General features: G+C 68.4%; 12 protein-coding genes. 5 read left to right on the top strand and 7 right to left on the bottom strand.

The genetic code is table 11. From position 1 onward, the window contains the following. Positions 1-142 precede the first annotated feature (142 nt). The 5 genes from ACWDOP_RS35690 (at position 143) to ACWDOP_RS35670 (ending at position 4,686) form a co-directional block, all read left to right on the top strand. The gene (locus ACWDOP_RS35690) at positions 143-934 is read left to right on the top strand and encodes a TIGR03084 family metal-binding protein (protein WP_456348588.1); all 792 of its coding nucleotides are present in this window, start codon (positions 143-145) and stop codon (positions 932-934) included. Between the two features lie 406 nt (positions 935-1,340). Further along, positions 1,341-2,123, top strand: a complete 783-nt coding sequence (locus ACWDOP_RS35685) for a hypothetical protein (RefSeq protein WP_456348587.1) — start codon at positions 1,341-1,343, stop codon at positions 2,121-2,123. A 10-nt stretch (positions 2,124-2,133) separates the two neighbouring features. After that, positions 2,134-3,318: an L-2-hydroxyglutarate oxidase gene (gene lhgO, locus ACWDOP_RS35680; RefSeq protein ID WP_456348586.1), complete on the top strand. Its 1,185-nt coding sequence runs from the start codon at positions 2,134-2,136 to the stop codon at positions 3,316-3,318. Between the two features lie 128 nt (positions 3,319-3,446). Beyond that, complete coding sequence (locus ACWDOP_RS35675) at positions 3,447-3,983, top strand: SRPBCC family protein (RefSeq protein WP_454200854.1); 537 nt, start codon at positions 3,447-3,449, stop codon at positions 3,981-3,983. Positions 3,984-3,993: 10 nt separating this feature from the next. Then, positions 3,994-4,686, top strand: coding sequence for a ribonuclease H family protein (locus ACWDOP_RS35670; protein ID WP_456348585.1), 693 nt, complete (start codon positions 3,994-3,996; stop codon positions 4,684-4,686). A gap of 104 nt (positions 4,687-4,790) precedes the next feature. Here the strand turns inward: ACWDOP_RS35670 and ACWDOP_RS35665 are convergent, their stop codons facing one another. The 7 genes from ACWDOP_RS35665 to ACWDOP_RS35635 form a co-directional block, all read right to left on the bottom strand. Next, the gene (locus tag ACWDOP_RS35665; protein ID WP_456348584.1) at positions 4,791-5,648 is read right to left on the bottom strand and encodes a hypothetical protein; all 858 of its coding nucleotides are present in this window, start codon (positions 5,646-5,648) and stop codon (positions 4,791-4,793) included. Between the two features lie 140 nt (positions 5,649-5,788). Next, the gene (locus ACWDOP_RS35660; protein ID WP_456348583.1) at positions 5,789-6,952 is read right to left on the bottom strand and encodes an MlaD family protein; all 1,164 of its coding nucleotides are present in this window, start codon (positions 6,950-6,952) and stop codon (positions 5,789-5,791) included. A gap of 5 nt (positions 6,953-6,957) precedes the next feature. Beyond that, complete coding sequence (locus ACWDOP_RS35655; RefSeq protein WP_456348582.1) at positions 6,958-8,070, bottom strand: MCE family protein; 1,113 nt, start codon at positions 8,068-8,070, stop codon at positions 6,958-6,960. Then, positions 8,067-9,158, bottom strand: coding sequence for an MlaD family protein (locus ACWDOP_RS35650; RefSeq protein ID WP_456348581.1), 1,092 nt, complete (start codon positions 9,156-9,158; stop codon positions 8,067-8,069). The genes ACWDOP_RS35655 and ACWDOP_RS35650 overlap by 4 nt, the downstream gene beginning before the upstream one ends. 5 nt (positions 9,159-9,163) lie before the next feature. After that, positions 9,164-10,162: an MCE family protein gene (locus tag ACWDOP_RS35645; RefSeq protein ID WP_456348603.1), complete on the bottom strand. Its 999-nt coding sequence runs from the start codon at positions 10,160-10,162 to the stop codon at positions 9,164-9,166. Next, the gene (locus ACWDOP_RS35640) at positions 10,162-11,193 is read right to left on the bottom strand and encodes an MCE family protein (RefSeq protein ID WP_456348580.1); all 1,032 of its coding nucleotides are present in this window, start codon (positions 11,191-11,193) and stop codon (positions 10,162-10,164) included. Before ACWDOP_RS35640 ends, ACWDOP_RS35645 begins: the two co-directional genes overlap by 1 nt. After that, positions 11,190-12,647 carry an MlaD family protein gene (locus ACWDOP_RS35635; protein WP_456348579.1) on the bottom strand — a complete coding sequence of 486 codons (1,458 nt, stop codon included), beginning with the start codon at positions 12,645-12,647 and terminating at the stop codon, positions 11,190-11,192. Before ACWDOP_RS35635 ends, ACWDOP_RS35640 begins: the two co-directional genes overlap by 4 nt. Between the last annotated feature and the right edge of the window lie 8 nt (positions 12,648-12,655).

Below are 12,655 nucleotides of genomic sequence, written 5' to 3'. Positions count from 1 at the left end.
AGTCGCTCACCTGCGTGAACGGCGTCGCCATAAATACAAGCACGCACGCTTGCATTTTTCTGGCCGCACTGCGATGCTGACCGTCGACGGCATTCACCGGCACGGTGAACGACCGGTTTCCGCGCGGCGACAAGGACTTGCGATGGCCGATCTCGAGGCGCTACTGGCCGACTTCACCGCCGAATGCGGTGACCTGGACGCGCTGGTCGCCGACCTGGACAGGGTCGACTGGACGCAGGACACCCCTGCCGCCGGCTGGACCATCGCCCATCAGATCGGGCATCTGCACTGGACCGATCAGGTCTCGGTCATCGCCGCCACCGACGCCGAGCGCTTCGGCGCACTGGTGCAGGAAGCCCTCCCCCGGGCGCTGACCTTCGTGGACGAAGCCGCCGAGATCGCGGCCGAACAGCCGGCAGCCGACCTGCTCGCCGCCTGGCGCCGCGACCGCGCCGCCCTGGTCGAGGCGCTGCGCGTCGTTCCGGCCGGGGTCAAACTCCCCTGGTTCGGCCCGCCCATGAGCGCCGCGTCCATGATTACCGCCCGTCTCATGGAGACCTGGGCGCACGGGCAGGACGTGGCCGACGCGCTCGGGATCACGCGCACGCCGACCGCCCGGCTGCGCAACATCGCCCACCTGGGCGTGCGCACCCGGAACTTCGCGTACATCACCAACAATCGGGCCGTGCCCGCCGAGGAGTTCCGTATCGAACTCACCGCGCCGGACGGCGACACCTGGGCGTGGGGCCCCGAGGACGCGGCGCAGCGGCTGCGCGGACCCGCCCTGGACTTCTGCCTCGCCGTCACCCAGCGCCGGCACCTGGACGATCTCGCACTCGAGATCGAGGGCGCGGACGTGGCCGAATGGCTGGGTCTGGCACAGGCTTTCGCGGGCCCGCCCGGGACAGGACGAACGGCAGGCCAGTTCCACTGACCTGCCGTCGATCCCGGCCTCCGGCCCGTCGGACCTTCACCTGAGGCGATGTCGGCGCGACATCTGCCCCGAGTCCCATTCCAGGAGGCAAGGAGCGAGCGAGCGCCACCGTGGGTGCGCCGTGCCTGGTGCGACCGGACGACATTGGCCGGAAGTCCTCGATGGCAGTCGAGTTGGCGCTCGCCGCTACCCGGTATTTACCCACCCTTTCGAGGGCGGAAACCTCTCCGTTCCCGCGGAATCGCTGGCCACCGCGATATGCGTTCCATGCTGTGATCCTGCTCTCATCGACGACTGCCGCCACCGCGCGCCGCCGTAACCTGGACGCGCGTACGACTTTCAATGGTGCGGGTCGTGGGCGTCGAAAGACGCAGGGGGACCAGGGGAGAGGAAGGACGCACCAGTCATGTCGCACGAACTCGCGACGCAGGCCGTCCGGTCGACCCGGCGCGCGGCACAGGCGGCCCGCTACACCGCCGTCGTCACCGCCGCCATGGCCAGCATCGGCCTCACCGTCACCGCGGGCGCCTACATCGCCAATCAGATGGCGGGCGTACAGCATTCGGACAGCATCCTCGCCGGACCAGCGCCCGCGCGGGATCGCACCGCCGTGAGCGCGGATCGCTACCCGGGCGACGTCGTGCCGCTCGCCGAAAGAACCGATATCGCAGCGCTGCTCGGACATCCGCGCACGGTGGCGATCAACAACGACGGACCGGCCACGACGCAGGGCGTCACCGCCGACGAGGCGCCCCGACCGCAGAGCTCCGCGCTGGCCGGGCAGCTCCGGGTCGGAAACACCTACGTCGGCGCGCAAGTTCTTCCCGTGCAGCGCAATTCACTGACCTTCACCGTGGACACCAATCTGTTCGCCACCCTCGCCGACCTGGTGCTGCGCGGGCCGATCGGCGAACAGCTCGGCGTGGCCGGCGGCAATCCGAGCGCGGTCACCCAGTTGCGCACCGATCTCGACACCCGGCGCGGCGAGGTCACCCTGACCCTGTCCGACCCGGCCATCGGGGCCCACGGCCTGCAGCTGGCCCGCCACCCCGCGCCGGCGGCCACCACCGGCGAGCTCGCCACACCGGAACACCCCGTCGTACCCGAACACCCCGGCGCGGCCGCCACGCTCGACCCCGCCGGCACCCGGGAAGGGTCGCCCGACGCGCCGGACGGCACCGCTGTGTGAGACTTCCCCCGTGTACGACTACTGCGTGATCGGCGGCGGCATCGTCGGGGTGGCCACCGCGCACCGCCTGCTCGAACTGCATCCGGGCGCCCGCCTGCTCCTGATCGAGAAGGCGGACCGGCTCGCCGTCCACCAGACCGGGCACAACAGCGGGGTCATCCACTCGGGCATCTACTACGAGCCGGGCAGCCTCAAGGCCCGGCTGTGCCGCGAGGGCGCGGAGTGGACCAAGACGTTCGCCGCCGAGCACGGGATTCCGTTCGAGGTGTGCGGAAAACTGCTGGTGGCCACCGACGCCGCCGAGCACGCCCGCATGCTGGCGCTCTACGAGCGGTCCGTCACCAACGACGTCGAGGTGGAACTGCTGGACGCCGCCGAACTCCGGCGGCGCGAACCCCGGGTGCGCGGGGTCGGCGCGCTGTTCGTCCCGAGCACCGGGATCATCGACTACACCCGCGTCACCGAGGCGCTGGCGGACCGGGTGCGCGCGGGCGGCGGCGAGATCGTGCTGGGCGCGGAGATCACCGCGATCGGCGAAAACGAGGACGCGGTAACGGTTTCCGGACCCGCGGGCACCTGGCGCACGGCCCGGCTGGTGGTCTGCGGGGGTTTGCAGGCCGATCGCCTGGCCCGGCTCGCCGGTCTCGATCTCGACCTGCGCATCGTGCCGTTCCGCGGCGAGTACTACCGGTTGCCGGCGCATCGCCGGAATCTGGTGCGCACCCTCATCTATCCCATTCCGGATCCCGAATTGCCTTTCCTGGGCGTGCATTTGAGCCCGACGATCGACGGCGAGCTGACCGTCGGGCCGAACGCGGTGCTCGGGCTCGCCCGCGAGGGCTACCCCAAGGGCAGCGTGAATCTGCGGGACGCGCGAGAGGTGCTGGGGTTCCCCGGTTTTCACCGGGTGGCCGCGGCCAACGTGCGGACCGGACTGCGCGAGATGCGGAACTCGCTGTTCAAGCGCGGATACCTGGCCGAGTGCCGCCGCTACTGCCCCGAACTGACCGCGGCAGACCTGCTCCCGCGCACCGCGGGCATCCGGGCGCAGGCGGTGCTGCGCGACGGCACGCTGGCGCACGACTTCCTGATCGAGCGCACGCCGCGCTCGGTGCACGTGCTCAACGCCCCGTCCCCGGCGGCCACCTCGGCGCTGCCGATCGCCGAGCACATCGCCGCACAATTGGACAATTGACCGAAATCGGGGGAATTGCCGGGCGAGCGCTGGATATCCACATCGGCACCCGCGATATCCGGGTATCCATGTAATAAATAGGATTGCTGTAGTACTTTTGTTGGCAGCCGTGGGACAGGGAGCAGCCTATGGGCCACATCAAATACGCGAGTGACGTCGGTGCGCCGGTCGAGGTCGCGTTCACGTACACGGACAACCATCAGTTCGTGCCGGACTGGGCCTTCACCGTGGCGGCCTTCGAACCGATCGGGGAATCCGATCACGGTTCGGGAGCCGTCTTCGCGACGACCCTCCGGGTCGGCCCGTGGCATCCCACGGTCGAGTGTGAGATCACCGAGTACCGCCGCAACGCGGTCATCGAGTACACGCTGCGCAGGCGCCGGAAGGGGAAGCCGGCGCCCGCGCGGCGTGGCGAGGACGAACGGGCGGCCACCGGCTGCGCCGATCCGCTCGCGGTGATCAAGCTGCGCTTCGACCCGCTCGGCTACGGCCGCGCCGTGCTGACCTCGGAAACCGAGTACTGGACGCCGCCGGGACTCACCGGGCGACTGCTCTCCCGTATGCTGGCAGCCGCCGTACAATCAGCGGTTCGGCGTACCGAGTCGCAATTGCGTAGGGAGATAGAGGAATTCCACGGAACGGATCTTGTCGGCCGGATTGCGTAGGGTAACCAGCATGATCATCGTGAGCACCGACGGATCGTGCCTGCGGAACCCGGGCGGCGCCATCGGCTGGGCCTGGGTCAATCACGCGGGCGGGTCGGGCGACGGCGGTGCGGTCTCGGGCACCAACCAGATCGCCGAACTCCGCGCGCTGCTGGAAGCCGTGCGCGCACACTCGGGCTCCGAACCGCTGCTCATCGAGAGCGACTCGCTCTACGCCATCAAATGCGCCTCCGAGTGGATCAACGGCTGGCGGCGCAACGGCTGGCGCACCTCGAGCGGCGCCGACGTGAAGAACATCGAGCTGATTCGCGAGATCGACCGGGCCATCGCCGCCCGGCCCGGTCCGGTGCGATTCCGCTGGGTGCGCGGCCACGTGGGCAACTACTTCAACGAGCAGGCCGACACGCTGGCCGGACAGGCCGCCCGCAAGGTCGCCGCGTCCGGCGTAGGCACCGACGCGCCCGGCAGCAACGCTGCCGGGGTGCTCGCCGCCACCGAACCTGCGCCGGCCGAGCCGCGGATCGAACCGCTGCCCGCCGAGCCCGTCACCGAGCCGATCCCGGTGATCGCCCCGCAGCCCGCGCCCGCCGCACCGGCCGTCGCCACCGCGCTGCCCGCGACCGCGCACACCGCGAAGACGCCCCGCCGCCGCGCGACCGCGGCCAAGAACGCACCGGTCGCGGACGCGCTGACCCTGTTCTGAGACACGGCCTTTCGAGGCTGTACCAGCGTGGCGACACGCCCGGATACAACGAAACCGCCGCCCGTGGATCCTGCACGGGCGGCGGTCGCCGACGATCGGCTCGACTAGTTGCCGGGGGCCGGGGCGGTGCTCGGCGCGGGCGCGGTGCTCGGCGCGGCGCCGCCACCGCCGGTCGGGCCGGCGAGGCTCTTCATGGCGGGGGAGTCGAAGTTGGCGACCTTCCAGACGCCGTCCGTGTTCTCCAGTTCCGCCACGCCCGGCACGGTCAGCATGTCGGACTGGGCCACCACGCCGTTGGACCGGACCTGGGTCAGGATCAGCACGACCTTGGCCTTGCTGTCGTCGCCCGACTCCCACGCGCAATGGATCTCGTCCAGCGTGGACTTGGCCTGCACGCTGGACATGGCCTCCTTCAGCGCGCCGGACGCGCCGTCGAAGAAGGACAGCCACTGCCCGGTGGACAGGTCCTTCACCCGGGTGAAGTAGTCGTCCAGGCTCTTGGCGTCGTAGTTGGAGACGGCCTTGCCGAAATCGCAGGCCGCGGCGGTCGCGGCGTCACGTGCCTCGATCTCCTGCTTGCTGTCGTCGGCCTGCTTCCACAGCACCGCACCGGCCGCGACCGCGGCCACCAGCACCACGCCCGCGGCGAACGCGGCGATGAGCGGGACCGGCCCCTTACCGAACCGGCCACCGCCGGACGTGGCGGGCGCCGGAGCCTTGGACGCCTTGGGCTCCTTGGCCGCGGCCTTGGGCGGCTGCGGGATCGCGGCCGTGTCCGACTCCTTGGTCAGCTCCGGCTTGGCGGCGGGCGCCTGCTCGGCCGCCGCGTCCGCGGCGGGGATCTTCGCGGTCTCGGCATCGGCGCCGGAACCACTCTCGGAACCGCTCCCAGGGGCTACGGCGTCGGCCTTGGTGGTGGCCTCGTCTTCAGTTGTCTTGTCCTGGGCGGCGTCATCCGACATGGATCGATCCCCACCTTTCCCGGCGCGCTGCGGACGCACCGTCTCGGTTCAGTTCAGCGAGTATGCCGGAACCGGCGGCAACGCCGCCGGTGACCGGGTTTGTCACACCGCGCAGCGGTGGAGTGCGGAGGGATGTGGAGTTATTTGATCGGCGGCAGCGTCCGCTCGCTCGGATCGGCGCCCGCCGGCGGCAGCGCGCCGTTGTCCGGCACGTTCGGCCGCGGCGCGTTGCCCGAGCCACGAATCTGGGTGCCCGCGTCGGGGTTGACGCAGTAGCCGGTCCACTTCGGCAGCGAACCTTCGGTCGCCGCCTCGTTGCGCACCTTGGCGGTGGGGTATTCGCAGGTCGGGCGGGGCCAGATATCCAGAATCGTATAGAACTCGCCGTCATGAGCGGGTACGCCCATGGCCGAGGTGCCCACCACGAGCGAGGGGAACAGCGCGCGCAGTGCCGGGGTCCGCAACTGCGCCGCCTTGGTGACGGCGGCGAAATTGGCGGCCAGGCTGCTCATCGGGTCGGCGGTGCGGTCCAGGACCGCGCCGAGCGACTCGAGCTGCCCGGGTGCCTGCTCCAGGATCGTCTGGAGCTCGGCGTTGGCATCGTTGAACTGCCGGAACAGAACAGACGAGTTGGCAGTCAGCGTACCCAGATCCGGCTGCGCGAGCGAGGTCGTGGCGTTGATGGTCTGCAGATTGCGGATCAGGTTGGTGGTCTGCGGCAGCAGATTGTCCAGGCCGGTGGTGGCCAGGCTGATGCCGTCGATGAGCGAGCGCAGCTGATCCGGCCCGCCCGACAGGGCGGTGTCGAGCTCGGTCAGGATGACGCTGAACTGATCCGGGTTGACCTGCGCGATGAGTTCGCTGGCGTTGTCGAGCACCGACCACACCGGGGTCGGCGTCTTGACCTTTTCCTTGTCGAACTGCACGACATCGTTGTTGCCCAGGAACGGCGCGCCGTCCGAGGCCGGCCGGAAGTCGATGTACTGCTCACCGGCGCCCGACAGCGCGCCGACCGACACCACGGTGTCCTTGGGAATGCGGTACTTGGAATCGATCTCGACGGTCGCGGCCAGCGCCGCGCCCTTGTCGACCAGCTTGATCTGGGTGACCTTGCCGATGCGGTAGCCGCGCAGGGTCACGTCGTTGCCGGCCTGCAGACCACCGGACCGGTCGAGATTGACCGTCACCTGGTAGGTTTCGCGGGTCGGGTTGATCCGCATGACGCTCACGGCCAGGTACGCCGCGCCCACCAGCAGGATCAGCACCAGGGCTCCGTTGGAGACCAGGTTCTTGTGGTTCTTCACCCAGTTCACCGGTGGCCCCCGTTGATTCTGCCTTGGACGATCTGCAGCACCTGGATGAGGCTGCCGGCGAAATCGTTGAGATCGCGGAGATCCGGGAACTTGCTGTTGGCCGGATCGGTGAGCAGCCCGATGTCGAGCATGGTCAGGGTCGCCCCGACCGCGAGCGTGTTGCCCTTGAACGACGCGTCGGCGAGCGGGCGGATGTCGTGCAGGCCGTCGAGCATCGGACCGAAGTCCGCCTCGGTGCGGGCCAGCGCGTCCATCAGCTGATGCACGTTGTCGAGCAGGCTGGCCAGTTCGTCCTGGGTGGTGTTGGCGTAATCGCCCAGGGCCGCACTGGTTGTCGAGACCTTCTCCAGCAATTGCGCGATGGCCTGGTTGTTCTCGGCGATGGCGCCGATCATGCCCGGCAGCGTGTCCGCGACCTGGCCCAGCTCACCGCGATTGGTCTCGAGGGTGTCCGCGAGCGCGCCGAAGTTGGCGAGCACGTTGTCGATGTTCTGGCTGTTGGCGTTGAGACTGCCGACGACGCCGGTCATCTCGGTGAGCAGGTGCGCCAGCTGCGGTCCGCGGCCGCCCACGATCGAATCGAGTTCGGCCATGAGCTTGGACAGGCTCGCGATGCCACCGCCGTTGAACAGCAACGACACCGAGAGCAGCAGCTCCTCGACCGTCGCGCCCGCCGAGGTCTTGGACAGCGTCTCGCCGTCTTTCAGCGCGGGCCCGGCCTCGCCGGACTTGGGCTTGGAGACCGCCACGAAGACGTCACCGAGCGGGGTCGCCTGGCGTAGCTCGGCGGTGGAATTCGCCGGCAGCTCGATGTCCTTGCGGATGTCGAGGTCCACGATGGCCTGGAAATCCTTGGTCGTGATCTTGGTGACCACGCCGACATCCGAGCCGCCGATCTTGACCTTCGCCTGATCGGGCAGGTTCAGCGCGTTCTCGAAGACCGCGTGAATGGTGTAGGTGTCATCGCCCGCACCGGGTTTGGGCAGCGGCAGGCTCTCCACGGTCAGACCGCAGCCGGAGGTGGCGAGCGCGGTGGTGGCCGCGATGGCCACCACGGCGCGGCGGGTACGGGTACTCGCCTTCAGCTGCTGCAGGAATCGATTGTTCATCGCGTCAGTCCCAACATCGCGGCGGTGAGGCCGAAATCGGGTCCCATGTCCTCGATCTTTCCGGTGCGGCAGCCGTCCGCCTTCATCTGCACGCGTTCGCAGAACACGCTGATGATCTCACCGGACAGCGCCGTGCCGATCAGACCGTGCAGGCGGATGAAGCCCTTCTCGCGGTTGACCGAGCGGTCCAGGTTCTGCATGAGCAGCGGCGCCACGTCGACGATCTCGACCACGCCGGCGGCGTTGTCGCGCAGCTGCTGGGTCACCGCGGTGAGTCCGGTCAGCGTGCCGTTGAGCTGGTCGGCGTACTGGGAGAACGCGCCACTGGTGTTGCCCAGGAAGGCGTTCAGCTGATCCAGGGTGGCCTGCAGGCCGGGGGCCTGCTCGGCGAGCAGCGTGCTCATCTGGGTGAGGCGATTGCTGAAGTCGCGCACCGACTGGTCGTTGTCGGCCAGCATCGTGGTGAGTTCGTTCAGCTTGATGATGATGGTGGAGACGGCGTCCTTGTTGTCGACACCGATCTTGAGCGCGCCCGAGAGCGAGTTCAGGACGTCGCGCAGCTTCTCGCCGTTGCCGTTCATCATCGGGTAGAGCACTCGACCCGAGAGCGGCCCGACGCCCTCCTGGCCCTCCTGCGGCTTGAGCGCGGCGGAGAAGGCGTCGATGGTCTTGATCATGGTGTCCAGCTCGACCGGGGTCTTGGTCTGCTGGACGGTCAGGTGCGCGCCGTCCTTCAGCTTCTCCCCGCCGGTGTAGCGCGGCGACAGCTCGATGTGGCGGTCGGTCACGATGGACGGCGAGATCAGCGCCGCGACAACGTTCTTCGGCAGTTCGACGCCCTTGTCCACGGTCAGGTGGACCTCGACGTACTGGCCCTTGGGCACGATCTTGTCGACCTTGCCGACCTCGAGGCCGAGCACGGTGACCGGGTTGCCCTCGAACATGCCCGCGATGTTGAGGAAGTCGGCGGTGATGTGCTGGGTCTGCCCGACCGCGTCCTTCACCCCGAGCGGCACGATCGAGCAGCTGGCCACGGCCAGGGTGGCCGCGCCGATCATGCCCGCCTTGGCGATTCGGGCGAGATTCATGGATTTCATTTCTGCACGCACCCCTCGATCACCTGGACGGAGCACAACCAGTTGTCCGGGAACAGCCACGGCAGGGCGACCTCGCCGTAGTTGCCGTTACCGAAGACGTTGTTGAACTGCCGCACCGCCGGCGGCATGATCTGCAACAGCCGGTCCAGGTTGTCCTTGTTCTTCTGCAGACCGTCGGCCATGGTGTTGAGCTGGATCAGGGTCGGGCCGAACAGATCGTTGTTCTCGGATCCGATGGCCTGCAGCTGCCCGCTGAGCTGAGCGACGTTGTCCAGCAACGTCCGCAGCAGGGCCTGGCGCTCCATCACCCGGCTGGCGATGGCCTCGCCCTGGGTGATGACCAGCAGCACGCTGTTGCGGTTGTCGCCCAGGATCCGGGTGACCCGGTCCAGGTCCTTGAGCAGCTGATCGACCGCGTCCTTGCGATCGTTCATCGTCTTGGCCAGCGCGCCGATCGAGTCCAGCGCCTGCACGGTGAGCTGCGGGGTGTCGCCCAGCTGCTGGTTGATCAGGTCGAGCGACTCGGCGAGCTTGACCGTGTCCAGGTTCTCGAACTTCGGCGTGCCCTCCTGCACCACATCGGACAGGTTGTAGGGAACGGAGGTGTTGGACTTGGGGATTCGCTTGCCCGGCAGGCCGGAGCCGTCGCCCGGATCCAGGTCCAGGAAGCGGGCGCCCAGCAGGGTCGCCATCTTGATCGAGGCGCGGGCGTCGGCGCCGAGCTTCACGTCGTCGTTGATGGACAGCGTGATCAGCACGTGGTCGCCCTCGAGTTCGGCGCCGGAGACCCGGCCCACCGACACGCCCGAGACCGCGACCTTGTCGCCGACCTTGATGCCGGCGGTCTGCGCGAACTCGGCCTTGACGCTCTGTTCACCGACCCCGAGCATGTTGAACACGCTGGAGGCCAGCAGCAGGCCGACCACGATCGCGGCGCCGAGCAGGCCGAGCCAGAAATTGCGGTTGGAATCGAAGCGGGACTTGAGTTTCGCCATCATGGCCGGCACACCGCCGAGTGGTTGTTGCCGCCGATCTGACTGAACAGACCGCGCGGGAAGAGGACACCGTACAGCGAGACATCCAGGCTGCAGATATACGCGTTGGCGTATGCGCCGTTCTGGGTGAACTTGCCGACGTCGGACAGGATGCCGGGCAGATCGACCGCGGCCTTGTCCAGCTTGTCGCCGTTGGCGAGCAGCAGGGTCAGGGCGTCGCGGGTCGAGGTCTGCGCCAGGGCCAGCTTGGGCTGGATGAGGCCGAGCATGCCGACCAGCGCGGTGGTGGCGTCGGCGATCTGCACCGTGGACGCCTGCAGCGACTGGCCCTGCTCGTACAGCCCGCCGATGAGCGAACGGGTCTGGGTCACCAGGGTTTCCAGTTCGTCGCCGCGCTTGGCCAGGCCCGACATGACCCCGGAGAGATTGGTGATCACGTCCGAGAGGATGGCGTCGCGCCGCTGGAAATCGCTCGCCAGCGCCGCGGACTGGGTGATGAACGCGGACAGCGAGACGTTGTCGCCCTGCAGCGCCTGGATGAACGTGTTGGACAGGTTGTTGACCTGCTCCGGCTGCAGCACCTCGAACAGCGGCTGGAAACCGTTGAGCAGCCCCGAGATGTCGAACGACGGCTCGGTGCGCTCGATCGGAATCGAGTCCTTGTTCTTCAGCGGCGTGTGATCGCCGCCCTTCTTGTCCGGGGCCAGCGCGATGTAGCGCTGCCCGATCAGGTTCTGGTACCGCACCAGCGCCTTGGTGTCGCCGAACAGCGTCTGATCGCGCTGCACGATGAAGGTCACCCGCGCGTCGTTCTTCTTGTCGAGCTCGATCTTCTCGACCTTGCCGACGCGCACGCCCGCCATGCGGACGTCGTCGCCCTCGCGCAGGCCGAGCACGTCGCTGAAGGTGGCCGTGTAGGTGTTGGTCTTCCCGTCCACGGTGCGCGCCAGCGTGTTCCAGATGACCGTGGTCACCAGGATCGCCACCACGGCGAAGAGGGTGAAGCCGATCAGCGGTTTACGAATGCTCATCGACCGGCCCCGGTTTCGGTCACTTGCAACGTTCCACCCCTAAGGATCGAGCTGAGCAGCAGGTACTCACCGGCGGTCGGGCGACGGCCCAGGAGCTGGGTGATGGCGTCGTCCGAGTTGTAGGAGATCGGGCCGGCGGCGGGGGCCGCGGCGGGATCCGCCGCGGGTGCGGCGGGCGCGGCCGGCGGCACCAGGTTCGGGAACAACCCCTGCAGCGGGGTGCCCGCGAAGGGATTGCCCGCCTGCGGATCCGGCTGGGTGATCTCGCCGCCGGTGGTCAGGCCCGGCAGGCCCGCGAGACCCGGCGGCAGCGTGAAGGGACCGAGGCCGGCGGCCGAGTCCAGGGCCTTGGGCCGCAACGACTCCGGCAGCGTGCCCGGATCCGAGACCTCCGGCGCGGTGCCGCAGCTCGGGGCGGCCAGCTCGCCGTAGCGCGGGCAGTCCTCGCGGCTCCACGGCTTGTACGGGGTGAAGGTCAGGCCCAGGTTCCAGACCATCTGCCGCTGCGGACCCCAGTGGAAGGTCGACATCAGCTTCTGAATGGACACGTTCAGGTTCTTGATGGCCAGCGGGATCGCGTTCGGGTCGTCGGACAGCGCGCCGAACAGCGCGCTGGTGCCGGTGGTGACCTGCTTGCCCACATCGGGATTGCGCGCGAAGAGACCGTTGACCTTGTCGACGGTGCCCGACGCGCCCGCGATGAGCGCGATGAGCTCACCGCGCCGATCGGAGATGGTCTGCGCGGTCTTCACCGAATCCGCCAGCACGCCCATGAGTTCGGGCGCGGACTGGTTCAGCGCGTGGAACGAATCGGAGAAGTCGGTGAGCATGACGCCCAGGTCCGGAATCGACTCGTCCACCGCGAGCAGCCAGCGATCCACGCGTTCGATGGTGGAGCCGGGCATGCGGCCGCTGCCGTCCAGCGCGTACGACAGGGTGCCGAGCACCCGGCCGAACTGGATGGGATCGATCTTGCTGAGGATGTTGCGCACCGTGGTGAGCGTGTCCTGCAGCGCGATGGTGCCCTTGGAGCGGTCCTCGGCGATCTGCGAACCCTCCTTCAGATGCGAACCGTCGCTGCCGTTGTAGACCAGCTCCACCGAGGTGACCGCGAACAGGTTGGACGGGACCACGCGGGCCGTCACGTTCGCCGGGATGCCGTCGGTGAACTCCGGCTTCATCTCGATGTGGACTTCCTGCAGCTCGCCCTTGGCGGCCACGGACACATCGCGGACCGCGCCGACCAGGACGCCGCGGAACTTCACGTCGGCGTTCTCCGGGAGACCGTCACCGGTGGTGGTGAGGTTCGCGGTGACGTTGACCTTCTCGACGAAATAGCCTTTGTACCTGGCCATCAGGAAGCCCAGGATGATGGCGAAGACCGTGAGGCCGGCGACGCCCGCGATGAGCAACTGCCGCATCGTCGGTCCGCGCCCGCTCGGATCGATGATCATCGGTTACG

The organism is Nocardia sp. NPDC003693 (assembly GCF_053981095.1).
This window is presented reverse-complemented; position numbering and strand designations above follow the sequence as displayed.